Genomic DNA, 25,574 nt, shown 5'->3' with positions numbered 1-25,574 from the left:
CACCGGGCCGACCAGGCTCGGTGACCATCAGGTACGCCGCGAAAACCAGCAACGGCAGACGGACAACGAAACAAGCCATGTGACCGTCAGGCACGGCGGTGAACCCGGCGAGTCCCCACCACTACTAGCCCTTGGCGCGTTCCCTGCCAGCAGGCGGGAAGGATGCGGAGATCCGTACCGTCGACGCTGCGATGTGTACCTTCAGGATCAGGCGGCCGCTCTCTGCCGGATCATCAGCCGATAGCGAGTTGGTGTGACACCTACGGCGTGGCGAAACATCCGCGCGGCATGACCGCGACTGCGCCACCCCACTTCGCGCATCGCTGCCTCAATAGACAGGTCAGTCTCACGCAGCAGCCGAGCCAGATGCTCGGCTCGGACAGTAGTGAGGTACGTCATGGGGGTCTTGCCGTAAGCGTCCACGAAGATCCGCCCGAGCTGTGAGGGCGATAGATGTACTCCGGCGGCGAGTCGACCGAGTGTCCAGTCCTCGGCCGGTGCATTGCGAAGCAGGTCGAGCGCTTCGCGAGCCTCGGCCCGCAGGGGCGCGAACCGCCGGTAACGTGGTGTGCCAGGACGACCCGTCCTCTTCTGGGTCGTGGTTCGTGATACGGGCGAGGTCTTCACATACGGGCTCACGACATCGAGCACGGCAAAGAGCAGGGCCTGCGTCCGGTAGAACCTCTTGGTGCACGGTCCGTCAACACTGAGCGCGACCAGCTCGTCCAGGAGTGGCGTGAACATCCGAGTGCGGTTCTCTCCGAGGCGGAGTATCTGGGCCGACTCGGAGTAGATCTCGTCGGCGAAGTCATGGGCATCGAGCCGGTCTGCAAGCAGCTCGGCATGCTGCCAGAAGACCTGGTCGACGACGTAGTCTCGGTCCAGGTAGAGCGTGGTGACGGTGACAAGATCTTCGGGTTCGCCACCACACAGGGTGTTGGCACCCAGGGCCACGACGTCACCGGCGCAGACGGGCTTCTCACCAAACTCGCTGAGCACGATCGCAGATCCTGCGCGGACGAAGATCAGCTTGACGCAGTCATGCGCCACGGGCGCGATAGGCACACGGATGCTGCAAGTGCGAGCAATGATTGGTTGAAGGCGCGCCGAAGGCATACATGCCTGCTACGGCCGACCCGCACCAGGCGTGGGCCGGGTCATGGCGCGCAGCCTCTCATTGCGGTCGCTGGTGGGGCGCCACGAGGTCTAGGAACCAGAGACGTCACGGGGCTGACCCCCAGAGGGGGGGTCGGGCAGCCCTACCCCAGCGCGTCGCGGCGAGCAGCCCACTGGCCGACCGGTCGCGCCATGGTGAAGTCGGGGTGGTCATAGTCGGCGTTCTTGGTCCTCTCCTCCGGCAGCAATGGTGCTTGGATCCCCGCCCAAGGGCCTGCCACGGCTTCTGCCGCGTGTGTGGTCTCCCACCGGGCATCACGGTAAAAAATGTAGCAGATAGTACAATTGACCGCCTGTGGCTGAGTTCGCGGTCGCCGCGTCGGTGTCGAGTCGCGGGCGAAGGGGGTGAGACGTGTCGTAGCTCCCGAGCGGGAGATGTCACCGTCATGCGCGGGAGACTTAGCGCACTATAGAACGAGTTCTACCTCAGTCTTGGACCTAACTAGGGCATCGCAGGCTGCGAGATTCCCAACCCATACTCACGCCATTGGTATCAAAGATCGTACTTGACGGTACATAAATGGCTCTGGCATCGTGATGTGCTGTGAGTGGAGATCCTCGTGTGGCCAACGGTTGGGGTGCCGAGCATCGGCGTGCCCAGGCCGAGCAGATCAGTTGTGCCGACGTGGTCGATGCGCTGGGTCGTCGTCACCGCCACCGTGCGCACATCCTGGGGCTGGAGAGTCCCACCCCCGGCAGGGTCCTCTTCGGACCAGTCGTGACTATCGCCTTCTTCCCCAGTTGCGCTGCCAGCGTCGACCCCGCTGTACACGATTTCCGATCGCTGATCCGTGAGGCGGTTGGCGACGACGCCGAGGGAAAGGTCCTCGTGCTCGCGACCAACGGCCATCCAGGCGTCTCGGTCGGTGGTGGAACGAAGCTTGGCCGCGTTCACCACTACGGGCTCGACGGGGTGCTGACAGATGGCCGGCTCCGGGACTACGCCGAGCTTCGAACGTACGGGTTCACCGCGTACTGCGCCGGGGAAGCGGTCGAGGCTGGCGGTGCGCTGATCACTCCACACCAGGCGAACGTTCCCGTGGTGCTGGATGGTGTCGGCATCATGCCGGGCGACTACGTTCTCGCCGACGGATCGGGGGCGGTCATCATCCCCGGCGCGGAGATCGACGAGGTCCTACTCGGTGCGACAGCGGTGAAACAGGAGGACGCGCGCTTCCGTGAGCAAATCGCGCAGGAACGCGCCAGTGCCGGGGAGAGCGCCCGGGGAGAGCGAGAGCGATGACCGAGCCGGGACGCGACGAGCGGACAGAACCATCACCAGACGCTGGAACGGGAGATAGCCCTGGCTCCCGCAGCGCTTCTCGACACCACGCCGAGCCGGAGGCGGGCGACCACTCCAACGACAGCGTTGGCCGCGAGATGTTCGCTTGCCCGCACTGCGGGCACCAACTCAGCATGTTCAGAGAAGCGCGGTCGAGCCCCGGAGACAAGGCCGCTGCCTGGGTGGCGAGCGTCGCGGGCTCATGGCCGTTCCTGCTAATCCTGGTGGTGGCGATTCTCGCGTGGTTTGTCGTGAACACTATCCTGCCGCTCTTTTATCCCCACCCGACGGCCATGCTGGACTATCTAGGAACGGCTCTGGCGATCGTCGCGGCTCTGCAGGGACCGCTGATTCTGCTCACTCAGCGACGGGAGTCGGACCGGGACCGTGCGCGAGACATCGAGACGTTCCACATCTCTCAGAACACCGAAGCCGATCTGCACTCGATCAGTCATGCCATCAACTCGGTTCTTGAGCAGTGGGAACGCGACCGGTCGTCAGGTGCCGTTGACGTACCGGGAGGTGGCGGTACGGCTGAGAAACCGCGGACGGGAGCCACTCGATCGCAGGACTCATCGTGACCTCCGAGGCTGGCGGGTTCAGTCCAGATCGGGAGCACGGTGAGTGAGAAGAAGCCGCGACGGCTGACCGCCAAGGGCGAGGCCACTCGCCTGCGTATCGTCGCGGCAGCCGCCGATCTCATGTACTCGCAGGGCGTCGAGGCCACCAGCGTTGACGATGTCATAGAGGCCAGTGGAACGGGCAAGTCTCAGGTTTACCACTACTTCTCGGACAAGACCGAGTTGGTTGAGGCAGTCGTGAGGGCCCAGATTGAGCGGGTGCTTGGCGAGCAGGCACCATTCCTCGACGACCTGCGCACGATGCGCGGCTTCGAGCGTTGGCGGGATGCGATCGTGGTAGGAGTGCGTGGTTGGCGAGGTGCTCACGGCTGTCCGATGGGGTCGCTGGCGAGCGAAATCGCTGGCCGGTCTGAGACTGCGCGTGAGAATCTCCAGCGAGGATTCAGCGTCTGGCAGCACTGGTTCCGTCTCGGACTGGAGCGCATGCAGGACTCAGGCGAGCTACGGCCGGACGCAGATGCTGAGGAACTCGCCGTCGGTCTGATGGCGGCTGTCCAAGGCGGGTACCTCCTCGTCAAGACCACACGGGACGAGCGCAGCATGGCAATCGCGCTCGACATGGCTCTCGACTCCATCCGCGTCGCGCTGAGCGCCGCAGAGTGAACTGCGGAGGAGAGCACATGCCTTCTGAGGCACGAGTCCCAGAGCCCGCGGACGATTCCACGAGCCATGCCGTGAGGAGGAGTTCTGCCCCGGCCTTTCACAGTTCGAGCTCTCTCCACTCGATGCCTCCCGAGCATGATGGTGCGAGTCAGGCCACGGCCAGCTTGCGGGCAATGGTCGACCGGGTTCCTGAAGGCTGGACCGTCGTCGCATACGAAGGTCGCTCATACGGATTGACCCGGACCACGCGAGTGCAGGGCCAGAGCATCAGCATCTCGGCCGAAGAGCTAGGAGGCGAAGACCTGATCAGCGCCAACGTGTACCGCACTCGCAAAGCAGAGCACCTACGGCCCTGTGAGGTATCCGAAGCCAAGGTGCTGGCATTCCTGCGCGGGTGGACGCCCGCATGACCCCTCGCGACACTCTGTCAGCAGGATCAGGAATCCACGCCGAATCCTCTGGTGTGGCTTCATCGACTACGAGGACCACGACATGTTGGCATGGCCCCGTTTAGAGATTCCACGCCTGGATGTGCACGGGCCCGCAGTCTCGGTCTATGACACTGAGAAGCGATCGTTGGTGACGTTGCGGCCGGACGACGCCGCGCGGATGTACGTCTGTGGTATCACACCGTACGACTCCACTCATCTCGGCCATGCGGCCACCTACGTCGGCTTCGATCTGCTTAACCGCGCCCTTCGAAACGCTGGGCGCGATGTCATCTATGTCCAGAACGTGACCGACGTCGATGACCCGCTGCTGGAACGCGCCCACGCGCGAGGCATTCCCTGGAGTGATCTCGCACAACGCGAGATCGAGCGATTCCGGCAGGACATGACAGCCTTACGCGTGCTGCCACCCGCGCATTACATCGGGGTTGCCGAGACCGTCACCAAGATCATCTCTCGCATCGAGATGTTGAAAGAACGCGGCTCCATCTACCGAGTGGGGATCGACCTCTACTTCGAGGTGTCTGCCGACCCATCCTTCGGCCGTATATCGTCACTCGACCGCGACGTGATGCTGAAGGACTTCGCCGAGCGTGGTGGTGACCCCGACCGGAAAGGCAAGCGCGATCCGCTCGACTGTCTGGTTTGGCGCGGCGAGCGGCCAGGGGAGCCGTTCTGGCCCAGTCCGTGGGGGCCGGGACGACCCGGATGGCACATCGGATGCACCACAATCGCCCAGGAATATCTGGGACCATCCTTCGACGTACAGGGTGGAGGACGAGACCTGGCATTCCCGCACCACGAGATGTCCGCAGGACTCGGTCATGTCATTCATCCACAGCATCGGTTCGCGCAGACCTTCGTCCATGCCGGGATGGTTGCCTACGACGGCCAGAAGATGTCGAAGTCGCGCGGAAACCTGGTCTTCGTCTCCTCTCTGCGAAAGCAAGGAGTGGACCCTGTGGCCATCCGCCTCGCCCTCATGCGGCACCACTACCGATCAAGCTGGCAGTGGACAGACGCCGAACTCCCTGCCGCACTCGTCACGTTGAAGCAGTGGCGGCGTGCCCTGGCGCTCGGTAGCGGGGCGCCGGCAGCACCGGTCGTGCAGGCCGTGCTATCGGCACTAGCCGCCGACCTGGACGCTCCGGCCGCGGTTACCATTGTGCAGGCGTGGGTTGACGCCTCGCTTGGTACCGACACTGTGGCGGACAAGCGAGACAGCTCTGCCTCTATGACGGTTCGACGTCTGGCGGACGCTTCACTCGGTCTCCTGCTCTGATCGGATCACCCCGGACTGGGAATATTCGGCCATCGTGCACGAGCTGGCTACGCCTGCGTCCAGGTGGTGCCGGAGGTGTGGTCCTGGATGGCGATCCCAGCACTAGCCAGTTCGTTCCGGATGCGGTCGGCTGTGGAGAAGTCTCCTGCGTCTCGCGCATGAGAGCGATTCGCGAGCAGGACCTCGACGAGGGTAGAGATCGTGCTGCTCTGCACGTCGGCTCGCGGGGCGGTCGTGAAGCCGCCGGGCTCGGCTCCTAACACTTCGGTCATCGCGAGCACCGATTCGTACGCGGACATGACGGCAGCTGCATCGCCGTTATCCAGAGCGATGTTGCCCGCGCGCACGTGGTCGTGTAATACCGCGAGCGCCGCTGGAACATTCAGATCGTCGTCGAGCGCGGCCGCAAAGGCAATGGGCGGCTTCGGGACGTCGGATGCTGTGTTCGCGAGCTGTGTTCGTGCGCGGCGCTGGAAGGTCGCGATTCTCGTGACCGCAGCTTCGGTGTGCGCGAGGGCTTCCTGGTGATAGTCCAAGGCGCTGCGGTAGTGCGCGCTGAGCAGGTAGTAACGCAGGGTCGCCGGGCCGACGCGGCGGAGGAGTTCGTCGGCATACAGAGAGTTGTCTAGCGACTTGGCCATCTTCTGACCGCCGACGGTGACGAGGCCGTTGTGCACCCAGTACTTGGCGAACTCCTCGCCTGCTGCGGTGGACTGGGCAAGCTCGTTCTCATGGTGCGGGAACCGCAGGTCGAGGCCACCTCCGTGGATGTCGAATGCACGGCCGAGGTAGTGCCTGGACATCGCCGAGCACTGTATGTGCCATCCCGGCCTGCCGGTTCCCCATGGTGAGCGCCAACGAGCGGATGCTGGGTCGCTGGGCTTGGCTCCCTTCCAAAGCGCGAAGTCGCGGGGATCGGTCTTTGCCCCGCCAGGCCCTTCGTCAGGGTCCACCACGCGTCGGGGGTCTGCCGGGTGAGCGTGCCGTATGCCTGCCAGCTGCTGACATCGAAGTAGACGTCGCCGGAGCCGTCGCCGGCGACGTAGGCGTGTCCGCGGCGAAGGAGTCGTTCGATCAGGGTCAGTGCTTGCGGGATGTGACCGGAGGTTCGGGGTTCATGGGTTGGCGGGAGAACACCCAACGCGGTGTACGAGCGCGCGAACTCCGTCTCGACACGGTAGGCGCGTGCCCACCATGGTTCAGTCTCGGTTGCTAGGTCCAGAACCTTGTCGTCGACGTCGGTGACGTTGCGAACGAGGGTGACCGCGTAGCCGCGGTGGGTGAGCCAGCGTCGCCAGAGATCGTAGACGAGGGCGCTACGAAGGTGCCCGATGTGCGGCGCGGACTGCACGGTCGGCCCGCACACATAGATGGAGACTCGTCCTGGGGTTAGCGGGACGAAGCTACGTAGCTCCCGGACAGCACTGTCGTAGATGCGAAGCATCAGTCCGCAGCCTCCTGCCTGGTAGAAGCCGCGATCGCGACGAGCGGACCAGTCATAGGCGGGGCACCCTGATGTAGTCCAGGCCCGAGAGGTTCACTAGCGTCTCTCGGAAACCGCGGACGATGACGCCCAGGACCGCCTGACAATGGCCGCATCGCATGACTGCACCCATGGCCGTGATGAAGACATGCGCGCAGGCGAGGTTGAAAGAGCTGCCGCAGCCCCGGCACCTGCCGACCGTCACAGTGATCTCGATACCGAGAGCAGTCGCGAACGCACCCGCGAGGGCGTTTCCGTCGACGTGAGTCATCGACTGCCTCCAAATCGTTCCGTACGAATCTGCGTGGGGTCGTGGCCCAGTTCGACAAGCCAACCGGCGACGGCCTCAACGAACGATGTCGGTCCGCAGACGAAGATGCGTGGCGACAGCGACGCGGGAAAGGTCGACGCTGCGAGCGCCTCACGCGTCAGCCGTCCAGGTGGCCGGCCCGCTCCAGGTGCTGACTCGCGCGTGTAGACAATCTCGACGACGGTTCGTGAGAGCTCTGCCAGTTCGTCAGCGAAGAACTCATCGCGCGGACTGCGGACCGAGTACAGCAGCCGAAACTCAGCACCTTTCAACTCACGTTCACGCGCCGAGGCCATCGAGAACAAGGGCACAACCCCTGAGCCGCCCGCGATGAGCTGAACCGGTGACTGCTCGGGCTCAGCGGGGATCCAGACGAAGAAGCGTCCGAGCGGTCCTTGTACCTCGACTTCTTCACCTTCCGCGAGCTGACGCACAAGAAACGGCGACACCTCGCCCCCGGGTAGCTCCTGGACCACCAGCACGACCCGTGTCGACTCACCCGAAGACGCCAGCGAGTAAGACCGGGACGCCTGGTACCCGCCCGGTGCCGTGAGCCGGATGTCGAGATGAGCTCCGGCGTCGTTTCCAGGCCAGGTCGGCACAGCCAGTTCAAGACGCACGGCCGAGCCGGTCTCAAACTGCCGACTGATCACCCGCCCGAGGTGCCACCGGACTCGGTTAGAGGTGATCACCAGTAGCGCTCCTCCCGCCACGGGTCGCCACGGAGGTGATAGCCGTTCTGTTCCCAGAACCCCGGGTCGTCCGAGGGCATCATCTCCATCCCGCGAACCCACTTCGCGCTCTTCCAGAAGTAGAGGTGAGGCACGAGAAGTCGAGCAGGACCTCCGTGCTCGGGCCTGAGAGGCTCGCCCTCCGCTTCGGTGGCTACCCATGCCTGACCATCGAGCAGATCCTCGAGAGGGAGGTTGGTGGTGTATCCGCCGTAACTACGGACCATCACATAGTCGTAACTGGTCTCGACATCCTCGAACAGCCGGTCTATGGGCACGCCACGCCAAGCCATGTCCAGCTTCGACCAGTGGGTGACGCAGTGGATATCGGTGACGATGTCTTCGACGCCCACCTCCTGAAGCTCACTCCAGTTCCATCGGTGCGCGACCTGGTCCTCGGTCGTGATCGTGAAGCTCCATCGGCTCTCGTCGACATTGGGCGTGGGTCCCGTCGAGAGCACCGGCCAGTCGTAGACGTGGGTCTGCCCAGGAGGCAGTCGCGGGTCACTGGAGCCACCTCGTCCTCCGAAACCGCTGTTGATCACTGTCATGGCTACCCCTTCCTCCGGGAACTCTCTACTGTGGCCCGCGCGAACGGTCGGCGTCGCTCACGAGGGAGCGATGTTGGGTAGGTGTTCCGGACGACGCCAGGCTCGGAGTGGCACCCTGAGCCAGCTTTAGGCGGGTCCACACGTTCATGTTGATGACGACCGCGGCGATCTCGGCGACTTCGCGCTCCGTGAAGTGGAGCCGCAGTTCTTTGTGCAGGGCCGGAATCTCCTCGTGACGGAACAAGGTGAGACCTTCGCAGTAGGCGAGCGCGACTCTCTGCCCGGGCGAGTACATGGCGCTCTCGCGCCACGACGCCAGGTGTGCGGTCTGCTCGGACCGGATCCCGATCCTGGCCGCCACCTCGGCGTGGAGAATCAGGCAGTAGGAGCAGGGGTTGAGCTGTGCGACGCGCAGACGAAGGAGTTGTAGCAGGACACGGTCCGCCGACAGCTCTGCGGCGTACCCGAACTGTGCGGCCATGTCCTTGGCAAGTTCGTGGAACGGGGTGATGTCTGGGTCGAAGCGAGTGTTCTCGAACCGGAGACTCCCGAGTACCGGTTTCGGGTCTTCGGTGCCGGGCTCAGGCATCGTCGCGACCGTCCCGTCCAGTGCCCGGAATGTCCACCATGGCGGCGTACTCGGGGTTGCGCTCGATGAAGGACCGGAACACGGGGCACCTCACGGTCGCGCTCTTGCCCTCCGCGCGGATGCTGTCCAGCACCCTGCGGGTGAGTTCGGTCGCCAAGCCCTGTCCTCGGTAGTCCGGCAGGATCGAGGTCGCCAACAGCGTCACTCTGCCGTTCTTGTCCGCGAACGGGACGGCTCCGAATTCGACGCCATCCTTGGTTGCGACGAAGGCGCTGGCCTGAGCATCCACTGCGATCGAGAACGACGTGCCGTCCTCGAGGTTCGTCGACCTGGCATCGGGCTCGTCATGCCGTGCGCCTGTGTCCGTGAAGGCGCCACCAGCCTGATTCTGGTCCTGTGGGTCCATACTTCCTGTCACCTGACCCAGGTCCTCGGGTTCGTTCATGCCGTTTCCTCTCCAACCTCTGTCGCCGGACCTGCATCGCCGAGGAGTCTTGGTTTGACCCTAGCAGCCGCGTGACATCGGTCTTGTCGGTCGTCGCGAGACCAGCCGCCCCGCCTCGGGGGCGACGCATCGTCTGGCCTCGACTCTAACGCAGGACATGTGGAATAGTTGGACCGCCCGGTCCGTTACAGCACGTGATGGCGCGGCCGCGCGTCACCTGCTAGGAGGAGCCAAAGTGACCACCAACGACTACCGCAGGACCCCTGAGTTGCTCAGCCGCCTGAGCGACGAGCAGCATCGGGTGACGCAGCAGGACGGCACAGAGCCGGCCTATCGGAACGAGTACTGGGACAATCACGAGCCTGGCATCTACGTCGACATCGTCTCGGGTCAGCCGCTGTTCTCGTCCACCGACAAGTACGACAGCGGCACGGGATGGCCGAGCTTCACGGCGCCCATCGCCGCCGACGCTGTCACGACCAAGGCGGACCGGACGCACGGCATGATCCGCACCGAGGTGCGCTCGGCGGGCGCCGACAGCCATCTCGGGCACCTATTCCACGACGGACCCGCCGCCGCCGGGGGCCAGAGGTACTGCATGAACTCGGCCGCGATGCGCTTCGTTCCTGCCTCCAAGCTCGTCGAGGAGGGCTACGGCCAGTTCAGTGCACTGTTCGACACCGACCAGGACTCTACGAAGGGAGCCACCGCATGACCAGCGGGACCAACGACAGCGGAGCGATCGCGCAGGTCTCGGGAGCGGAGACAGCCGTTCTGGCTGGCGGGTGCTTCTGGGGCATGCAGGACCTAATCCGTCGCCAGCCGGGCATCTTAGGAACCCGCGTCGGGTACACGGGTGGGCAGAACGAACACCGACGTACCGCGACCACCCAGGCCATGCGGAGGCGATCGAGGTCGTCTTCGACCCTTCGAAGACGAGCTATCGGGACATCCTGGCGCTGTTCTTCCAGATCCACGATCCCTCGACGCTGAACCGTCAGGGGAACGACCGAGGGACGAGTTACCGCTCCGCGATCTTCCCGGTGACGCCGGAGCAGGAGCGGATCGCCCGCGACACGATCGCGGATGTGAACGCATCGGGTCTGTGGCCGGGTAAGGCAGTTACCAGTATCGAGCCGGTCGGTCCGTTCTGGGAGGCGGAGCCCGAGCACCAGGACTACCTGGAGAAGTATCCGAACGGCTACACGTGCCACTTCCCCCGCGACGGCTGGGTACTACCGGAGCGGAGTTCGCCCAGCGTGGCAACATAGCAAGGTTCTGAGGTTTGGGCCCGGGCATCTGGGGTCGAGATCCGCCTCGCCGCCCCCGAAGGGTCCGGTGACGGTTGACGACTGCACAGCCATGCCCAACCGCGAGGGCCCCGATCCTGAAGTACGACATGAGGCTCTCGTCGGCTGCTCGCAAGGGTGGTCCACGCCGATGGTCGTTGGCACCTGAGTGCGGGCGAGAGACCGCCCAACCCGAGGCGATTAGCCTTGGGGTATGACTGACAGCGCCAGCGGCCCCCGCCCGCGCCGCTTGACGGCGCGCGGCGCCGCAACGAAGGCACGGATTATCGAGGCAGCCGATCAGTTGATGTACGAGCGCGGCGTTGCCTCGACGACTCTGGCCGACGTCCGTGCATCGAGTGGGACGTCGAAGTCGCAGCTCTATCAGCACTTCGCTGAGAAGGACGCACTGGTGAAAGAAGTCATTGAGGCACGTGCAGAGGCACTGCTGTCACAGCAGCGCCGTCGCCTTGCGAGGGTCGAGTCGCTGCGCGGACTCGAACTCTGGCGCGATGAGCTAGTTGAACGCAATGCGCTCCGAAACGGCGCCTATGGGTGCCCACTAGGAGCGCTGGCGAATGAGATCGCTGATCATGACGAAGACACACGGAAAGTCATTGCTGCTCATTTTGACGCCTGGCTCCAACTCTTGACTGATGCGATTGAAGAGCTGAAGAAGCGCGGCGTGCTAATCCCGAGCGCCGAGGCGCACGCGTTGGCCACTGGGCTGTTGGCTGCTCTCCAAGGAGGTTACCTACTCGCTAAGACGGCCCGAGACGTCCGTCCCATGCGGGTGGTCCTCGACATGGCCATCGCACAGGTGCGGGCGTACTCGACGGAGAGCAACTCTGCGTGACTGCGCCCCACCCCGCTCGGCCAGCGCAGCGACCCTGAGATTCGCCCGGCTCCTAGAATCTGTGGACTTGAGGGTCCAGAACACGTTCAAGTCGAACGCGTAGGGAAGGCGCTGCGCTCTCCCGGCAGCCCTTTGGCTTAAGGCCCATGGCGCTTGCGCCGCTCGCGAAGATCGGCAATCATGAGAGTGGACCCTGGGGTCCATTGTTAGCTCACCGAGCGATTGGACGGAAGATGGCAACGGTTGATGTGACAGACAAGAACTTCCGCGAAGTGACCGAGCGGGAAGGGATCGTCATCCTTGACTTCTGGGCTACCTGGTGCGGTGCATGCAAGGCGTTTGCGCCGGTGTACGAGGCAGCATCTGAGAGCCACATGGATATCCTCTTTGGCAAGGTCGACACGGAGGCGGCGCAGCAGTTGTCTGAGTCACTCGCAATCCGCGCGCTACCAACAATCGCGGTCTACCGCGACTCGATCAGGGTGTTCTTCCAGGCCGGTGCGCTCCCGAGGCCCGCGCTTGACGACCTGATCACACAGGTACGGGCGCTCGACATGGCGCAAGTGCGAGCCGAGATCGAGAGCCATGCCCACGTCCACTAGTAGTTGCCGTGGTCAGGAGGACGATGTCCCGGACATGCGTCGGGCTGCGTGAGGCGTCTCCCTGATTGGATCGGGTCGTCAGGAGTTGATGTTGTCGAGTTCGGCGAGGTCCTGTTCTGTGAGGGACAAACTGGCGCCGGTGATGTTCTCGCGCAGGTGCGCGACCTTCGAGGTCCCAGGGATGAGGAGGATGTTCTCCGAGCGCTGCAGCAGCCAAGCAAGGGCGACAGCCATCTGGGTTGTCTCCAGACGGGTTGCCACGGCGGTGAGCGCATCGGCCTGGAGCGGGGAGAACCCACCGAGGGGGAAGAAGGGGACGTAGGCGATGTTGTCGGCGGCGAGGCTGTCGATCAGATGGTCGTCCCACCGGTTGGCGAGGTTGTACATGTTCTGCACGCAGACGATCGGTGTCACCGCGCGGGCTTCGGCAACCTGCTCAGCGGTGACGTTACTGACTCCGAGCTGGCCGATCAATTCCTCTTGCTGGAGGCCGGCGAGGGTCTCCATGGCTTCGGCGATCGAGCCTGGCTGGGGGCCGTTGGCATCTCCCATGCGCATGTTCACCAGGTCGAGGCGCTCGGCCCCCAGGGATTCAAGGTTGTCCCGGAACTGCTGGCGCAGCTCCTCGGGAGTGCGCGCGGTTGGCCAGCCGCCCTCGGCGTCGCGGTTCGCGCCGACCTTGGTGGCGATCAGTACCGACTCCGGATACGGATGCAGCGCCTCACGAATCAACTCGTTGGCGACCCGCGGGCCGTAGGCGTCGCTGGTGTCGATGTGCGTGACGCCCTGCGCGACCGCCTCGCGTAGCACCGCGATCGCGCCGTCATGGTCAGCCGGTGGCCCCATCACCCAGGGTCCCGCGAGCTGCATGGCCCCGTAGCCGAAGCGGGTGACACTCCGTTCGCCAAGGTTCCAGGTGCCGCCGGGAGCGTGATTGACGCTGTGGTCATCGTGTCGTGCCTTCCTTGTTCGGATCAGGGGTGGTGCTCCGCACCGTCTTGTATCAGTGTTGGAGAGCAACTCTCTTCTGGGAAGTACGCACTTCGGAGTGCGTTACCTCCTGTGGAAAGGCGGACATGATGGCGACGACGACCGCGGCCGAGAAGCGCGAGCGGGCCAAGAGCGCGTACAACGCGTTCCTCGCGGTGTGCCCGAGCCGTCAGCTCCTCGACCGGCTCGCCGACAAATGGGTCGTGCTCATCCTCTGTGCTCTCGGCGGCGACGGCACCGGCAGCGTCGGCGAGCCGGCGTCTATGCGGTACTCCGAACTCTCCCGCCTCATCGCCGGTGTCAGCCAGAAGATGCTCACCCAAACCCTTCGATCCCTGGAACGAGACGGCCTCATCACCCGCACGGTCACCCCGACTGTCCCCGCCACCGTCGACTACGCGCTCACAGACCTCGGTCTCTCGCTCCACCGGACCACCCGGCAGCTCAGGGTCTGGGCGCAAGACCACATGGACACTGTCCAGACCCATCGCGACCACTACGACACCCAGCACTGACACCGTGCGACATCCGGGTACGCTGACCGAGCGCTTCGCTCCCAGGCTTGACATTGAGGCAGGGGAAGCCACCGCAGAGGATGTCCATCGGTTCGACGGCGCTCCAGTCGATGCTGGTGACGTCACCGAGGTTCAGCGCGTCGGGCCAGTGGCGGGCGACGGGTTCGTTGATCTCGAAGAACCAGATCGTCTCGGCGTCGAAGACATACTTGACAGCCAGATCGAGTCCGCCGTATCGAGACAACAGCGACCCGACCCGCAGACGACGCTCACCAGACGGGGTGTGGTCGTGCATGAAGGCTCCGGCAGTTCGGTGACCCCGAACCCGAGCCCCTCACGGCGCCCTGTCGCCGGGCTGATCACCTGCCAGGTGCACGATCCCGCCTGGTCGCCCGCGGAACCCCGCCGATAACCCGACGGAGCGCGTCCGCTCTCGACCGGCAGCCCGACGCCGATCCGTCTCCCCGCTCAGCCCTCTCTGAGCTGCCACGCGTCTTGCAGGTCGAGGGAGGGTGCCCCCTTCGTCGTGCGCCTCGGACCCCCGCCTCGTCGCCGACTACGGCTCGGAGCTGTCGGTGACGGATAACGTGAGTACCATGCTCAACTTGCTGGTTGACACCTCGACGTGGCTAGACCTGTCCAAACGACGTGACGGTCAGCGATGGATCGTTGCCCTCCGCGTCCTTGTTCATCAGGGTGAGGTCGAGTTGATCGTGCCGTCGCTCGTCATCGAGGAGTATGAGCGCAATCGAGAGCGTGTCGAGGCGTCGATGACCGCTAGTGTCGCTCAGCGCTTCAAACTGATCCGACAGGATCTTGATGACTTCGGCGGCACCGACACCGAGCAGGCGCTCAGGACCGTTGAAGACCTTGCACGCCACGCACCACTGATTGGCGCGATGACGACCCGCAACTTCGATGAAGTCCTCGATCTGCTCCGTGGTGGCCGCGCAGTGGAGGCCACGGACTCGGAACGCCACGCGGCGGTCGAACGAGGTCTCTCGAAGCGAGCACCTTTTCACCGCTCGCGCAACAGTGTCGCCGACGCGTTGCTGCTCGAGTTGTACGCAACCGCGATTGCAACTGTCGATCTTGCGCAACACCCCCATGCGTTCGTTACGTCCAACAGCGAGGACTTCTCATTACCCAATGGGGACAAGCGGCTGCCGCATCCAGACATCTCGGCAGCCTTCGCATCGGAGCATTCCACTTACGCACTGGGAGTCGACGGATTGAACGGGGTCCTTCGTCACCACTTCAGTCCAGAGATCGAGGAACTGTTCGCAGATACCGATTTCGTGGAGGAGCCGCGACGCTTGGATGAAATCCAAGACGCTGAGAAGGAGCTTTTCGATCGCATCTGGTACCACCGTTCACTGCAACACGAGTACCATTTGGAGGATGCTGGCGACTATGCCGGGCTCGAACGGTTACGGAAAATCGCCGGCGAGGGGCGAGCACGCGTTGAGGGGACCTACACGCAACCGGGAGAGCTAGGACCATACTCAGATTTCGAACTTGGCATGCTCAACGGGAAAATCTCTGCGTTGCGATGGGTCCTTGGCAGTGAGTGGGATTTTCTCGACACCTAGCGCCATCCGTGCGCATGCTCAGGTATGCCCGCGTTGCGAAATCCGAGCACCATCCATCGAGGTCAAGATGCAGTCGCCATGAGCACCTAAGCCGCGGCATGAGGCACGATCGGTGTTGCTGTCCGAGGTCAGAACGGGTATTGAACTTGAGGGCTCGCTCGCGACGGCTCGGCGAACTGGTCATCGCTGAGAGAGGGTGAATTGCGGCCGTACTCAGGATCGTCGTAGACAGCGAATCCACCTGGTTCCGACGCTGAGGCCACGAATCGATAGACAGGGCTTACGAGCACGCAAGCTGGGAGTATGAAGTGCTTGACGAAAGGAATGGCTTCAGCATCACGGCGCACGTAGGAGCGTCCGATTGGGCCTGGAAAGTAGTTCTCATCTCGGCCATGAGGGCTGAAGATTCGCTGGACCAGCTCGCATAACAGAACGACAGCGGCCAGTGCGGCGTCGCGCGCGTCACCGCTGTCGAGATCAGAGCGATAGTGCACGGCTGCGTGCCTCATGCGCATGAGACGTAAGTAGTCACGGGCGGTCTCTTCGTCGAGAACACCCCATTCCTTTAGCGTCCGCACGCACTTTTGCCAGTCATCGAGAGATTTCTTTCCAGCAACGTGTTTAGTCGCCGGATGCGATGAGTAGTCGTCTCGCAATGTCAGGACTAGCTGATTCAGTATTCGTTCACCAAGCCGCAGGCCCCCAGAAGCGCTGAGTAGTAGCTCCCCGAGACAAAGGCGTTACGCACCTGCGCTAGGTAGACGTTGTGAAGCGCCACAACCGACCAGGGCGCCACACCGAGATCGGTGAAATCGCGAATCTTCTGCTCGAAGTCTTCGATGCCGAACTGGTAGATAATCGCTTCTTTCACATGCGATTGATTAGTTAGCCACTGCTTCTTTATCTGCTCTTCCCAGTCATCTTTGATCTCGGTAGTCAGCGTGTGAGCGCGTGTATCGAAAGTGATGGCGGCGGGCGTGAACCTACGCGAGTCATCGCCGTCAACGCGCTGCCGTCCGATCTCGACTTTCACGGCACGTGACGACGGCGGGCGTGCAGCACTTCCCATAGATCAACGCGCTCCTGTGCCGTCGAACGACTGACTATTCAGCACTCGCGCCACGGCTGCTATCGCTTGCGCGTAAGGACCATCCTCCGATCGCTTCGCAGGATCGAGCGAAGAGAAGGGCACGAGGGCATCGTGCTTAGGATTGATCGTCGCCATCCATACAGACCAAGCGTCATGGACGTCTTCAAGCGAGACGTCCACGCCCTTCACCAGTACAAGCAACGCATACAGACGATAGAGAGCCCAAGCGTCGTCGTCGGGTCGCTGTTCCGGATCCAGTGTTGCCTCGATGCGCGCGGCGATCTCGTCGATATAGTTCAGAGCCATACGATCACAGCCAGCACTAAGTTTATCAGCAGAAACACGACCGGGACGACTCTCTCGATCGTACCAAGTTCAGCGTATCTAGGACGCCATCTGGCGATCGGGTCACTCTTAAGTTGATTCCACTCGTCCAAGAACGGACGCACCTCGAAGTACTCTTCCTCAATTGCGTTGATGACAGCAAACTTCGCCTTGTTTAGGTCGCGGTAACTTTTCAGTTGGAGCCACCAGGTCGCACTTGTGACGACGCCGACAACGCAAAGAAGAAAAGACAAGAACGGCTCGATGGAACCTCGTGATCCTACTGCTTGAACTAAAGCAGGAGCGCCAAGAAGGATCGATTGCAGTGTCAGGTAGAACTGATTAGCATGGCCGCGCCGAGCGGAGACTCGATCGGCCATCTCGACAGCCAACTTGTAGAGCTCCACTGTGTCGTGAGTGGGTTCCTTCATCGATTGCCAGCGATCAGCAGTTTCAGATTGTCCCAAGTCCAGTCATAGAGCTTGTCGCTCGCCAAGGCTGCCGTAGGCCGCTGACACGTCACGTTGTAGCCCTTCAGGAGAAAGTACGGCGTACCCTCGTCGCGGGCGATCTCGATCTCAGCACTCACGCCTGTCGCGCTAGCAGTGTGCTGACCGCAGAGAACGATGACCTGGTCGCAGCGGCGGATACGACGACGTGCGTCCTCTCGCCACGTCGGGCTCGCAGTCTTCACTGACCAGTCGGCCACCTCGAACGGGCTATCTGGCAGTCGGGCCTGGCCGATGAGCAGGTCCTTCAGGCGCGCATCATGGTCATAATCGAAGCTGACAAACACATCCTGCGCCATGCTCTACTCCTCTATATAGCGAGCGCAGCACAGATAACTGGCTTACCGCTCGTGCCGTGTGTCCGTAGTCACGTCTCCATCCTACGACCGAGGCGGAACGAGGTCCGCGCGACACGACCACCATGCAACGAGCCACGATCGTCGCCGCGCGCACCTTCGATGCATGACGGTCTCGATGCGGGTGATGTCGGCCGGGGACGGCTACAAGTACCTGCTGCGCACGGTCGCGGCCGCGGACGGCGACCGTGCGCTGTCCACGCCGTTGACGAGGTACTACGTGGAGGCGGGCACACCACCGGGCCAATGGCTCGGGGCCGGCGTCGCCTCCTTCGGCCAGGGCCAGCTCGCGGTGGGTGATCGGGTTTCGGAGGCCCAGCTCCAGCTCTTGATGGGGATGGGTCGTGACCCGATCACCGGCGACCCGCTCGGGCACGCGTTCCCCGCCTACCAGTCGGTGCCGGAGCGGATCGACGCCCGGATCGCCGACCTCGACCCCGGCCTGAGCCCTGGCGCGAAGGGTGAGGCGGTCGCGCGGATCGAGGCCGAGGAGACCGAGCGCGGCAGGCGCCGTGCGGTGGCGGGGTTCGACTTCACCTTCTCGATCCCGAAGTCGGCCTCGGCGTTGTGGGCGGTTGCTGATGCCGGGACGCAGGCGCTGATCGGGGAGGCGCATCATGCGGCGGTTGCGGAGGTGGTTGCGTTCATGGAGCGGGAGGTTGCAGCCACGCGGTCCGGTGCAACCGCCGGCGACGGAGCCGTTGCGCAGGTTGACGTGACCGGGTTGGTGGCGACGTCGTTCGATCACTTCGACTCCCGCGCCGGCGACCCCCATCTGCACACCCACGTCGTCATCTCCAACAAGGTGCAGACCGCGTTCGACGGGAAGTGGCGGAGCTTGGATGGTCGGCCGATGCACGCCGCGGTGGTCGCGCTGTCGGAGTTGCACGAGGCGGTGTTCGCCGACCATATGACGCGCACCTTCGGCGTCGAGTGGGAAGCCCGCGACATGGGCCGGGACCGCAACCCGGCGTGGGCGATCAGCACCGTGCCGGAGGAGCTGGTCCAGGAGTTCTCGACTCGTGCCCGGCACATCGACGCCGAGAAGGACCGGTTGATCGCCGAGTATGTCGCCCGGCACGGTCGCCAGCCCTCCACGGCCACGATCATCAAGCTCCGCGCGCAAGCCACCCTGTCCACACGCCCGGAGAAGGAGGTGCGGTCGCTGGCCGACCTCACCGCCGAGTGGCGCACCCGCGCGACCGGGGTGCTCGGTCAGGACGCCACCGGATGGGCGCGCACTGTCACCGACAACGACAAGGCGTTGCTGCTGCGTGCCGACGACGTGCCGCTGGAGGTCGTTGCCGAACTCGGGCAGACCGTGGTTGAGGTGGTGGGTGAGAAGCGCTCGACGTGGCGGCGGTGGAACCTGATGGCTGAGGCGTCCCGGCACACGATGGGCTGGCGGTTCGCCACCATGCGCGACCGCGAAGCCGTCGTGGGGATGATCGCCGACGCCGCCGAGCAAGCATCGCTGCGGTTGACGCCGCCCGACCTCGTCACGAGCCCGGCCGCGTTTCGGCGGGTGGACGGCACCAGCGTGTTCCGCCCGAAGCACTCGACCGTGTTCTCCTCCGAGCTGCTGCTCGCGGCCGAGGACCGGCTGCTCGAACGCTCCCGCGCCCTGACCGGACCGACCGTGCCGCTGGCGACGGTCGAGAAGGTCACCACGAAGCCTGATCGTGAGGGGCGGATGCTCGGTGAGGATCAGGCCGACGCGCTCATGAGGATCGCGGTCTCTGGCCGGATGCTCGATGTGCTGGTCGGGCCGGCCGGCGCCGGGAAGACCACCGCGATGTTCGCGTTGCGGCGCGCGTGGGAGAAGGAACACGGCAAGGGCTCCGTGGTTGGACTCGCGCCGTCCGCGGTGGCTGCGCAGGTTCTCGCCGACGACCTCGGGATCGCGACGGAGAACACCGCGAAGTGGTGGCAGAACCATCTCGTCCACGGCACCGACTTCGAGGCGGGGCAGCTCGTCATCATCGACGAAGCCTCCCTCGCCGGCACTCTGTCGTTGGATCGGATCACGCACCTGGCCCAACGAGCCGGGGCCAAGGTGCTCCTGGTCGGCGACTACGCACAGCTCCAGTCCGTGGACGCCGGCGGCGCGTTCGGACTTCTCGTCGGTGACCGCGGCGATGCACCCGAGTTGGTCGACGTGCACCGGTTCACCAACGCCTGGGAGAAGACCGCATCCCTTGCACTGCGGCACGGACGCACGCAGGTGATCGACACCTACCTCGACCACGACCGCATCCGCGACGGTGACGCCGAGGTGATGACCGATGCCGCTTACACCGCTTGGCGCGCCGACCGGGAGCGAGGGTTGGTGTCGGTGCTGGTGGCCGAGACCCGCGAGGACGTGAGCGCCCTCAACCAGCGCGCCCGTGCCGATCTGATCCTCGACGGCACGTTGAAGCCGGGCCGGGAGGTCGAGCTGAACGACGGCACCACTGCCGGGGTAGGGGACACGATCATCACCCGCCGCAACGACCGCCGCCTCCGCAACGGCAAAGACTGGGTCCGCAACGGCGACACCTGGACCATCACCGGCGTCCGCGACGACGGCTCAGTCACCATCCGCAAGACCGGCCGCCGGTTCGGCGGCTCCATCGTCCTGCCCGCCGGCTACGTGACCGACCATGTTGATCTGGGCTACGCGATCACCGCGCATAGGGCGCAGGGCGTCACGGTCGATACCGCCCACGTGCTGGTGGAGCCGACCACCACGCGGGAGAACCTCTACGTCGCGATGACCCGCGGCAAGCACTCCAACCACGCCTACGTCATCCTCGACCGGGCCGACGAACACGCCCACCCGCATCCGGGCGACAACCCCGACGCCACCGGACGCTCCGTCCTGTTCGGCGTGCTCCAACACACCGGGGCCGAGCTGTCCGCACACGAGACCATCACCGCCGAACACGAGCACTGGGGCTCTATCGCGCAGCTCGCCGCCGAGTACGAAACGATTGCTGCCGCAGCACAACGAGACCGCTGGGCCACCCTCGTCCGTGCCTCTGGTCTGACTGCCGACCAGATCGACGCCGTGATCGAGTCCGAGACGTTCGGTGCGCTCACCGCCGAGCTGCGCCGCGCCGAGGCCAACCACCACGACCTCGACACCCTGTTCCCGCGCCTGGTAGCCGCGCGAGGCTTCGAAGACGCCGACGACATCGCCTCCGTCCTCCACTACCGCGTTGCGCGCGCCACCGCACGCCCCGCCGGCTCAGGCCGCACCCGCAAGACGCCACGGCTCATCGCCGGACTCATCCCCTCCGCGGACGGCCCGATGACCCGCGACATGCGGCAAGCCCTCGATGAGCGGCGAGAGCTGATCGAGACCCGCGCAGACGCGGTACTCGACACCGCGCGCGACGCCGCGGAGCCCTGGACGCGGACCCTCGGTGAGCCACCGCGTGACCCCCGCAAGGCAGCGGCATGGCGCCGGCACGCCCGCACCGTCGCCGCCTACCGCGACCGGTACGGCCTCACCGAGGACATGCCCCTCGGCCCGGCGCCGGAGAACACGGCACAGAAGATCGACCGCGCCAGAGCCGAGACCGCACTTCGCCAGCTCGCCGACCAGCCCGAACACCACCAGCAACACCGACTACCTGCCCCGACCCGGCAAGGGCCGAGCCTCTGAGCACACGCGGCCGATGGTGGCCGTCGCCAGCGCCCTTCCTCATGTCGGCGTGCAGTCGTAGAATGATGTCTAGGTAGCGCCATAGATATGCGCCGTCGACAGGTTCGGCGGCATGGCCCATCGCTTCGGCGACAAGGCCCTCTCAGGGAAGTTCGTTCGCTACGGAACCCCGAGGAGAGGACTGTCCACGATGATCCGTCTGATCTGGAACCTTAGCGTTCGTACCCGCCTGCTCCTGCGCGCCTGGATGCCGACCAACATCCTGCTGGACGCGATTCGCACTAGGCGCGGGTTGCGGTGGGGCGTCCCGGCGATGCTGCTCGCCACCCCGTACCTGCTGATCGCGAACCTCTGCGCGCAGGCCATCGCTGATAACGGTCCCAGGTGGCTGCACCTGGTTGTGTTGTGGTCGATCTGGAACGCCCTGAAAATGGTCTGGATCGGCCCTGTCAGCGTGGTCCTGCTCATCGGTGCCCGCCTCCGTGAGCGTGCCGAGCGCCGTCGTCAGCAGCGTGTCGAGGTCGAACCCCACCGCGAGATCACTCGCTCGGCGGCGAGCTGATCGGCAAGCGTTGCGGGGACTCTTCGCTACCGCGCTGTGGGGTGCGACAGAAACGAACGCTTCTGGACAGGCGTGGCGGCGCGCCCCTCGCGGCTGGTTGGAGGCGCGGGCGAGAATGAGCATGCCCGAGGACGGGCCCGGGAAGGATGGAGAACGCGCGATGGCCAAGGTCAACTTCAAGCGACTGCGCCAGGGCGCCTCGGTCCCAGCCAACACGATCACCGACCCCCGCGACCTGTTCAACGCCCTACCCGAGAAGGTCTCTGGCCTCGACTACCTGCGAGGGCCCCAGGACCAGGTGCTGGCCGCCTGGCATGACCGTCGCGACGAGCGCGACCTCGTGATCAAGATGAACACAGGAGGCGGCAAGACGCTGGTCGGGCTCCTCATCGCCCGCAGTTGGCTCAACGAGGGTATCCGGCCCGTTGCATATCTTGTTCCTGACGACTTCCTGACGGCACAGGTCACGACCGAGGCGGGACGAGTCGGGATCGCGACCACGAATGATCCCAGGTCGCCCGAGTACCAGCAGGGACGCGCGGTGCTCGTCGGGACATTCGCGAAGCTCTTCAACGGCCTGTCCGTCTTCGGAGTCGGCGGCAGCGTGTCCAAGCCTCCCTCGCACAGCCTTGGCGCGGTGATCATTGACGACGCTCACGCCTGCATCGCTCAGGCAGACCACGTGTTCCGGCTCCGCGTCGACGACGACTCGGAGGCGTACAGCGATCTGCTAACACTCTTCGCTGGTGACCTGAAAGCGCAGTCGCCCAACGGCCGGGACTGCTGCAGGAATAGGTGACATCTGATCTGGCTTGCCCGAGCGGCGAGCCTGGAAGGATGTTGCTGTGCCCAAGCCCTACCCGTCCGAGTTCCGTGACGACGTGGTTCGCGTCGCGAGGAGCCGCGAGCCCGGCGTGACCATCGAGCGGATCGCGAAAGACTTCGGTGTCCACCCGATGACGCTGCAGAAATGGCTGCGCCGCGCCGACGTCGACGAGGGCGCGAAGCCCGGCCAGACCCGCACCGAGGCTGCTGAGATCCGTGAGCTGCGGAAGCGGAACCGGCTGCTGGAGCAGGAGAACGAGGTGCTGCGCCGCGCGGCGGCGTATCTGTCGCAGGCGAATCTGCCGGGAAAAGGTTCTACCCGCTCGTAACGGAGCTCGCCGAAGCAGGGATCCCTGTGACGGTGACGTGTCGGGTGCTCAAGCTCTCCCGCCAGCCCTACTACCGGTGGCTGACGACCCCCATCACGCCGGGTGAGGTGGTGGAGGCGTATCGTGCGAACACGCTGTTCGACGCCCACCGGGACGACCCCGAGTTCGGGCACCGGCTGCTCGCCGACGAAGCCCGCGATGCCGGTGAGACGATGTCGGATCGCACCGCGTGGCGGATCGCGTCCAGCAACGGCTGGTTCAGCGCGTTCGGGAAACCCAAGCGCGGCAAGCACCGCCGGCCCGGTCCTCCAGTGCACGACGACCTTTGCGCGGTCGTCGATGAGCACGGCCGGACCCGGCACGTGTTCGCCGCCGAGACTGCGAACGAGCTGTGGTTGACGGACATCACAGAGCACCAAACCGCCGAGGGCAAGCTCTACCTCTGCGCGATCAAGGACGCGTTCAGCGGGCGGATCGTCGGATACTCCATCGACTCGAGGATGAAGTCCCGACTGGCCGTCCAAGCGCTCGAGAACGCGGTCGCCATGCGCGGTGATGCCGCCGGCTGCATCGTGCATTCGGACCGAGGATCTCAGTTCCGAAGCCGAAAATTCCGGCGCGCGCTCACCCGCCATCACATGGTCGGAAGCATGGGCAGAGTCGGGTCGAGCGGAGACAACGCCGCCATGGAAAGCTTCTTCGCGCTGCTGCAGAAGAACGTCCTCGACCGCCGCTCCTGGACCACCCGCGAGCAACTGCGCATCGCCATCGTCACCTGGATCGAACGGACCTACCACCGCCGCCGACGCCAGGCCCGCCTAGGCCGATTGACGCCCATCGAGTTCGAGACCATCATGAACACGACCGTCGCACTGGCGGCGTGACTACAACCTGTCACCTATTCGTGCAGCAGTCCCGCCTGCTGGACCTAGAAGCGCGCCGCCGGACGGCGATACAGGAGGTTCCATTCTGGGCATGGCAGGACAAGCAAGATCAGGTCTTGTCGATTCTCCATCCGATCTCGGACAGCGCGCTGAAGTGGGGCTGGCCGCTCGTCGTAGACAGCCTCCCGCTCTGCACCGCCGTGATCACCAGCGATGCGTTCGAGATTTATCCGCCCTGCCATCCCACAGAGACACTCCTCGGCTTCTCGCAGGCACAGCGGCGTGTCTACCTCACCGCCACGCTTGCTGACGACTCGGTGCTGGTCCGCCACTTCGGCGCGGCACCGGAGTCAGTCTCACGGCCAATCTTTCCTTCGAGCGCTGGCGACATCGGGGATCGGATGATCCTCGTCCCACAGCAACTCGTGCCCAAGGCGACGGACGAGGAGGTCCGTGATCTCGTCCTGGACCTGGCCGAGGACCAGAACGTGGTAGTGATCGTGCCGAGCCACGCTCGCGCTGACTGGTGGCGAGAAGACGCGGCTCTTGTGCTGGACCGCAACAACATTCATCAGGGCGTCGAGCAACTGCGCAAGAACCCACAACTGGGTCTAGTAGTGCTCATCAACCGCTACGACGGGATCGACCTGCCCGGTGATGCCTGCCACGTCCTCGTGCTGGATGGCCTACCAGAAGCACTCGACGGACCGGAGCGGCTGACACAGGCCCGGTTGACCGGATCAACGAACCTCCTTGGCCGACAGATTCAGCGCCTGGAACAGGGCATGGGACGAGCCACCCGGTCGAACGAGGATCACGCTGTGGTCCTTCTCCTTGGGGCGCGGCTGGCCGAACGTCTCAATGCGCCGGAGGCACGCGGCTTCTTCTCACCCGCGACGAGGGCGCAGTTGGACCTCGCAGCAGAGATCGCTAGCGAAGTCGAGGCCGACTCGCTAGACGACCTCCACGACATCATGGAGCAGTGCCTCGAACGCGATAAGGACTGGGTGGCCTACAGCAAGGGCGCACTGGCACAGGTCCGGTACGACACGTCTCGGATCGCCGACACCGCCAGCGCTGAGCGGCGCGCGTTCGATGCCGCCCTACGCGGCGACTACGTGGTCGCAGCTCAGGAACAGCAGACAGTCGTAAATGGCATCACAGACGACGCCGCGACTCAGGCACTCCAGAGGCAGCGGCTCGCGTCATACACCAACTTCTTCGACCCTTCCGGGGCTCAGCAGACCCAGAAGACGGCCAACCTCGCGAACAGACGGCTACTCCGGCCCCTGACGGGTGTGCTGTACGAGCGTCTGAAGGCGGCGAGCCGCCCGCAGGGCGAACAGGCTTCATCCTGGCTGCAAGCGAAGTACACGTCCGGCAATGATCTCTTGCTCGGGTTCAAGGCCGTCCTACAGGACCTTGACTGGGGACCTCGTACACCACAGTTCGAGCAAGCCGTGCGCGACCTTGCGGAACACATCGGTCACATCGGGCAACGGCCCGAGGACACCCTCGGCCGCGGGCCGGACGGTGACGGCGCTCAGGTGATTCTCCCCAGTTCTGCTCACTGAAATTCCCCACCCTGTGGCCCCAATCCGGGGACGGAGCGGGGCTCCTTCGATGATGGCGGTCTCTGACCACACGCCTACTCGAAGGA

26 protein-coding genes and 2 pseudogenes are annotated in these 25,574 nt (G+C 64.5%); 15 read left to right on the top strand and 13 right to left on the bottom strand.

The window, feature by feature from the left end; genetic code table 11:
* Positions 1-207 precede the first annotated feature (207 nt).
* Positions 208-1,116, bottom strand: a complete 909-nt coding sequence (locus BJF80_RS06855; protein ID WP_075812452.1) for a helix-turn-helix domain-containing protein — start codon at positions 1,114-1,116, stop codon at positions 208-210.
* Between the two features lie 622 nt (positions 1,117-1,738).
* Between BJF80_RS06855 and BJF80_RS06850 the strand changes: the two genes are divergently transcribed.
* The 4 genes from BJF80_RS06850 (at position 1,739) to mshC (ending at position 5,433) form a co-directional block, all read left to right on the top strand.
* On the top strand, positions 1,739-2,419 hold the full coding sequence (locus BJF80_RS06850) for an RraA family protein (protein ID WP_006591140.1): 681 nt from the start codon (positions 1,739-1,741) through the stop codon (positions 2,417-2,419).
* A complete protein-coding gene (locus BJF80_RS06845; RefSeq protein ID WP_006591141.1) occupies positions 2,416-3,039 on the top strand; it encodes a DUF1003 domain-containing protein in 624 nt (207 codons plus the stop codon). The genes BJF80_RS06850 and BJF80_RS06845 overlap by 4 nt, the downstream gene beginning before the upstream one ends.
* 39 nt (positions 3,040-3,078) lie before the next feature.
* Positions 3,079-3,702 carry a TetR/AcrR family transcriptional regulator gene (locus tag BJF80_RS06840; RefSeq protein ID WP_006591142.1) on the top strand — a complete coding sequence of 208 codons (624 nt, stop codon included), beginning with the start codon at positions 3,079-3,081 and terminating at the stop codon, positions 3,700-3,702.
* A gap of 492 nt (positions 3,703-4,194) precedes the next feature.
* Positions 4,195-5,433, top strand: a complete 1,239-nt coding sequence (mshC, locus tag BJF80_RS06830; protein ID WP_006591144.1) for a cysteine--1-D-myo-inosityl 2-amino-2-deoxy-alpha-D-glucopyranoside ligase — start codon at positions 4,195-4,197, stop codon at positions 5,431-5,433.
* Positions 5,434-5,480: 47 nt separating this feature from the next.
* Here the strand turns inward: mshC and cysS are convergent.
* From cysS to BJF80_RS06800, 6 genes and pseudogenes are all read right to left on the bottom strand, one after another.
* Positions 5,481-6,880 (bottom strand): annotated as a pseudogene (cysS, locus tag BJF80_RS06825) (cysteine--tRNA ligase).
* Between the two features lie 49 nt (positions 6,881-6,929).
* Positions 6,930-7,187 carry a DUF6510 family protein gene (locus tag BJF80_RS21535; RefSeq protein WP_006591146.1) on the bottom strand — a complete coding sequence of 86 codons (258 nt, stop codon included), beginning with the start codon at positions 7,185-7,187 and terminating at the stop codon, positions 6,930-6,932.
* Entirely contained in the window at positions 7,184-7,918 is a 735-nt protein-coding gene (locus BJF80_RS06815) for an FAD-binding oxidoreductase (protein WP_006591147.1), read from the bottom strand. The genes BJF80_RS21535 and BJF80_RS06815 overlap by 4 nt, the downstream gene beginning before the upstream one ends.
* Positions 7,915-8,508 carry a molybdopterin-dependent oxidoreductase gene (locus BJF80_RS06810; RefSeq protein ID WP_006591148.1) on the bottom strand — a complete coding sequence of 198 codons (594 nt, stop codon included), beginning with the start codon at positions 8,506-8,508 and terminating at the stop codon, positions 7,915-7,917. The genes BJF80_RS06815 and BJF80_RS06810 overlap by 4 nt, the downstream gene beginning before the upstream one ends.
* Positions 8,509-8,533: 25 nt before the next feature.
* Positions 8,534-9,097 (bottom strand): carboxymuconolactone decarboxylase family protein, encoded by a 564-nt coding sequence (locus BJF80_RS06805; RefSeq protein ID WP_006591149.1) that lies wholly within the window; start codon positions 9,095-9,097, stop codon positions 8,534-8,536.
* A complete protein-coding gene (locus BJF80_RS06800; RefSeq protein ID WP_006591150.1) occupies positions 9,090-9,542 on the bottom strand; it encodes a GNAT family N-acetyltransferase in 453 nt (150 codons plus the stop codon). Before BJF80_RS06800 ends, BJF80_RS06805 begins: the two co-directional genes overlap by 8 nt.
* A gap of 235 nt (positions 9,543-9,777) precedes the next feature.
* Between BJF80_RS06800 and msrB the strand changes: the two genes are divergently transcribed.
* From msrB to BJF80_RS06780, 4 genes and pseudogenes are all read left to right on the top strand, one after another.
* Positions 9,778-10,257, top strand: coding sequence for a peptide-methionine (R)-S-oxide reductase MsrB (msrB, locus tag BJF80_RS06795; RefSeq protein WP_006591151.1), 480 nt, complete (start codon positions 9,778-9,780; stop codon positions 10,255-10,257).
* A pseudogene (gene msrA, locus BJF80_RS06790) lies at positions 10,254-10,813 on the top strand (peptide-methionine (S)-S-oxide reductase MsrA). Before msrB ends, msrA begins: the two are co-directional and overlap by 4 nt.
* A gap of 232 nt (positions 10,814-11,045) precedes the next feature.
* Positions 11,046-11,687, top strand: a complete 642-nt coding sequence (locus BJF80_RS06785; RefSeq protein WP_075812450.1) for a TetR/AcrR family transcriptional regulator — start codon at positions 11,046-11,048, stop codon at positions 11,685-11,687.
* A 233-nt stretch (positions 11,688-11,920) separates the two neighbouring features.
* Positions 11,921-12,289, top strand: coding sequence for a thioredoxin family protein (locus BJF80_RS06780; protein WP_006591154.1), 369 nt, complete (start codon positions 11,921-11,923; stop codon positions 12,287-12,289).
* A 78-nt stretch (positions 12,290-12,367) separates the two neighbouring features.
* Here BJF80_RS06780 and BJF80_RS06775 read toward each other — a convergent pair whose 3' ends face one another.
* Positions 12,368-13,264, bottom strand: a complete 897-nt coding sequence (locus BJF80_RS06775; RefSeq protein WP_040562036.1) for an oxidoreductase — start codon at positions 13,262-13,264, stop codon at positions 12,368-12,370.
* A gap of 104 nt (positions 13,265-13,368) precedes the next feature.
* On the opposite strand from BJF80_RS06775, the gene BJF80_RS06770 reads away from it, so the two are divergent.
* Positions 13,369-13,794 (top strand): winged helix-turn-helix transcriptional regulator, encoded by a 426-nt coding sequence (locus BJF80_RS06770; protein ID WP_006591156.1) that lies wholly within the window; start codon positions 13,369-13,371, stop codon positions 13,792-13,794.
* Here BJF80_RS06770 and BJF80_RS06765 read toward each other — a convergent pair.
* Positions 13,724-14,089, bottom strand: a complete 366-nt coding sequence (locus BJF80_RS06765) for a DNA cytosine methyltransferase (RefSeq protein WP_006591157.1) — start codon at positions 14,087-14,089, stop codon at positions 13,724-13,726. The two genes, BJF80_RS06770 and BJF80_RS06765, sit on opposite strands and share 71 nt — an antisense overlap.
* A gap of 301 nt (positions 14,090-14,390) precedes the next feature.
* On the opposite strand from BJF80_RS06765, the gene BJF80_RS06760 reads away from it, so the two are divergent.
* A complete protein-coding gene (locus BJF80_RS06760) occupies positions 14,391-15,386 on the top strand; it encodes a PIN domain-containing protein (RefSeq protein WP_006591158.1) in 996 nt (331 codons plus the stop codon).
* Between the two features lie 673 nt (positions 15,387-16,059).
* On the opposite strand, the gene BJF80_RS06755 is transcribed toward BJF80_RS06760, so the two are convergent.
* Genes BJF80_RS06755 through BJF80_RS06740 form a run of 4 tightly spaced genes read right to left on the bottom strand, consistent with a single transcriptional unit; the run spans position 16,060 to position 17,608 of the window.
* Positions 16,060-16,419, bottom strand: coding sequence for a hypothetical protein (locus tag BJF80_RS06755; RefSeq protein WP_075812448.1), 360 nt, complete (start codon positions 16,417-16,419; stop codon positions 16,060-16,062).
* A gap of 39 nt (positions 16,420-16,458) precedes the next feature.
* Positions 16,459-16,782, bottom strand: a complete 324-nt coding sequence (locus BJF80_RS18320; protein WP_006591160.1) for a DUF7701 domain-containing protein — start codon at positions 16,780-16,782, stop codon at positions 16,459-16,461.
* The gene (locus BJF80_RS06745) at positions 16,773-17,207 is read right to left on the bottom strand and encodes a RipA family octameric membrane protein (RefSeq protein ID WP_202817163.1); all 435 of its coding nucleotides are present in this window, start codon (positions 17,205-17,207) and stop codon (positions 16,773-16,775) included. The genes BJF80_RS18320 and BJF80_RS06745 overlap by 10 nt, the downstream gene beginning before the upstream one ends.
* Positions 17,208-17,227: 20 nt before the next feature.
* Entirely contained in the window at positions 17,228-17,608 is a 381-nt protein-coding gene (locus BJF80_RS06740; RefSeq protein WP_006591162.1) for a TIR domain-containing protein, read from the bottom strand.
* A gap of 163 nt (positions 17,609-17,771) precedes the next feature.
* Here BJF80_RS06740 and mobF point away from each other — a divergent pair, with 163 nt between their 5' ends.
* The 5 genes from mobF (at position 17,772) to BJF80_RS06710 (ending at position 25,488) form a co-directional block, all read left to right on the top strand.
* Complete coding sequence (mobF, locus tag BJF80_RS06735) at positions 17,772-21,314, top strand: MobF family relaxase (RefSeq protein WP_143554015.1); 3,543 nt, start codon at positions 17,772-17,774, stop codon at positions 21,312-21,314.
* A gap of 190 nt (positions 21,315-21,504) precedes the next feature.
* Positions 21,505-21,876, top strand: coding sequence for a hypothetical protein (locus BJF80_RS06730; RefSeq protein ID WP_051988614.1), 372 nt, complete (start codon positions 21,505-21,507; stop codon positions 21,874-21,876).
* A gap of 160 nt (positions 21,877-22,036) precedes the next feature.
* Positions 22,037-22,675 carry a DEAD/DEAH box helicase gene (locus BJF80_RS06725; RefSeq protein ID WP_237767475.1) on the top strand — a complete coding sequence of 213 codons (639 nt, stop codon included), beginning with the start codon at positions 22,037-22,039 and terminating at the stop codon, positions 22,673-22,675.
* A gap of 46 nt (positions 22,676-22,721) precedes the next feature.
* A protein-coding gene (locus BJF80_RS06715) for an IS3 family transposase (protein ID WP_143554014.1) occupies positions 22,722-23,914 on the top strand; the annotation gives its coding sequence in 2 pieces (ribosomal slippage) (positions 22,722-23,006 and positions 23,009-23,914; 1,191 coding nt in all).
* A 20-nt stretch (positions 23,915-23,934) separates the two neighbouring features.
* A complete protein-coding gene (locus BJF80_RS06710; RefSeq protein WP_202817162.1) occupies positions 23,935-25,488 on the top strand; it encodes a helicase C-terminal domain-containing protein in 1,554 nt (517 codons plus the stop codon).
* The last annotated feature ends 86 nt before the right edge of the window (positions 25,489-25,574 follow it).

The organism is Serinicoccus sp. CUA-874, from assembly GCF_001942225.1.
In the GTDB taxonomy this organism is placed as follows: Bacteria; Actinomycetota; Actinomycetes; order Actinomycetales; family Dermatophilaceae; genus Ornithinicoccus; species Ornithinicoccus marinus.
This window is presented reverse-complemented; position numbering and strand designations above follow the sequence as displayed.

Excerpts from the sequence above, each read along its gene's own strand:
- BJF80_RS06855 (WP_075812452.1), bottom strand. The coding sequence starts at position 1,116 with ATGCCTTCGGCGCGCCTTCAACCAATCATTGCTCGCACTTGCAGCATC.
- BJF80_RS06845 (WP_006591141.1), top strand. The coding sequence starts at position 2,416 with ATGACCGAGCCGGGACGCGACGAGCGGACAGAACCATCACCAGACGCT.
- mshC (WP_006591144.1), top strand. The coding sequence starts at position 4,195 with ATGTTGGCATGGCCCCGTTTAGAGATTCCACGCCTGGATGTGCACGGG.
- BJF80_RS21535 (WP_006591146.1), bottom strand. The coding sequence starts at position 7,187 with ATGACTCACGTCGACGGAAACGCCCTCGCGGGTGCGTTCGCGACTGCT.
- BJF80_RS06810 (WP_006591148.1), bottom strand. The coding sequence starts at position 8,508 with ATGACAGTGATCAACAGCGGTTTCGGAGGACGAGGTGGCTCCAGTGAC.
- BJF80_RS06805 (WP_006591149.1), bottom strand. The coding sequence starts at position 9,097 with ATGCCTGAGCCCGGCACCGAAGACCCGAAACCGGTACTCGGGAGTCTC.
- BJF80_RS06800 (WP_006591150.1), bottom strand. The coding sequence starts at position 9,542 with ATGAACGAACCCGAGGACCTGGGTCAGGTGACAGGAAGTATGGACCCA.
- BJF80_RS06785 (WP_075812450.1), top strand. The coding sequence starts at position 11,046 with ATGACTGACAGCGCCAGCGGCCCCCGCCCGCGCCGCTTGACGGCGCGC.
- BJF80_RS06780 (WP_006591154.1), top strand. The coding sequence starts at position 11,921 with ATGGCAACGGTTGATGTGACAGACAAGAACTTCCGCGAAGTGACCGAG.
- BJF80_RS06770 (WP_006591156.1), top strand. The coding sequence starts at position 13,369 with ATGGCGACGACGACCGCGGCCGAGAAGCGCGAGCGGGCCAAGAGCGCG.
- BJF80_RS06765 (WP_006591157.1), bottom strand. The coding sequence starts at position 14,089 with ATGCACGACCACACCCCGTCTGGTGAGCGTCGTCTGCGGGTCGGGTCG.
- BJF80_RS06760 (WP_006591158.1), top strand. The coding sequence starts at position 14,391 with ATGCTCAACTTGCTGGTTGACACCTCGACGTGGCTAGACCTGTCCAAA.
- BJF80_RS18320 (WP_006591160.1), bottom strand. The coding sequence starts at position 16,782 with ATGGCTCTGAACTATATCGACGAGATCGCCGCGCGCATCGAGGCAACA.
- BJF80_RS06740 (WP_006591162.1), bottom strand. The coding sequence starts at position 17,608 with ATGGCGCAGGATGTGTTTGTCAGCTTCGATTATGACCATGATGCGCGC.
- mobF (WP_143554015.1), top strand. The coding sequence starts at position 17,772 with ATGACGGTCTCGATGCGGGTGATGTCGGCCGGGGACGGCTACAAGTAC.
- BJF80_RS06730 (WP_051988614.1), top strand. The coding sequence starts at position 21,505 with ATGATCCGTCTGATCTGGAACCTTAGCGTTCGTACCCGCCTGCTCCTG.
- BJF80_RS06725 (WP_237767475.1), top strand. The coding sequence starts at position 22,037 with ATGGCCAAGGTCAACTTCAAGCGACTGCGCCAGGGCGCCTCGGTCCCA.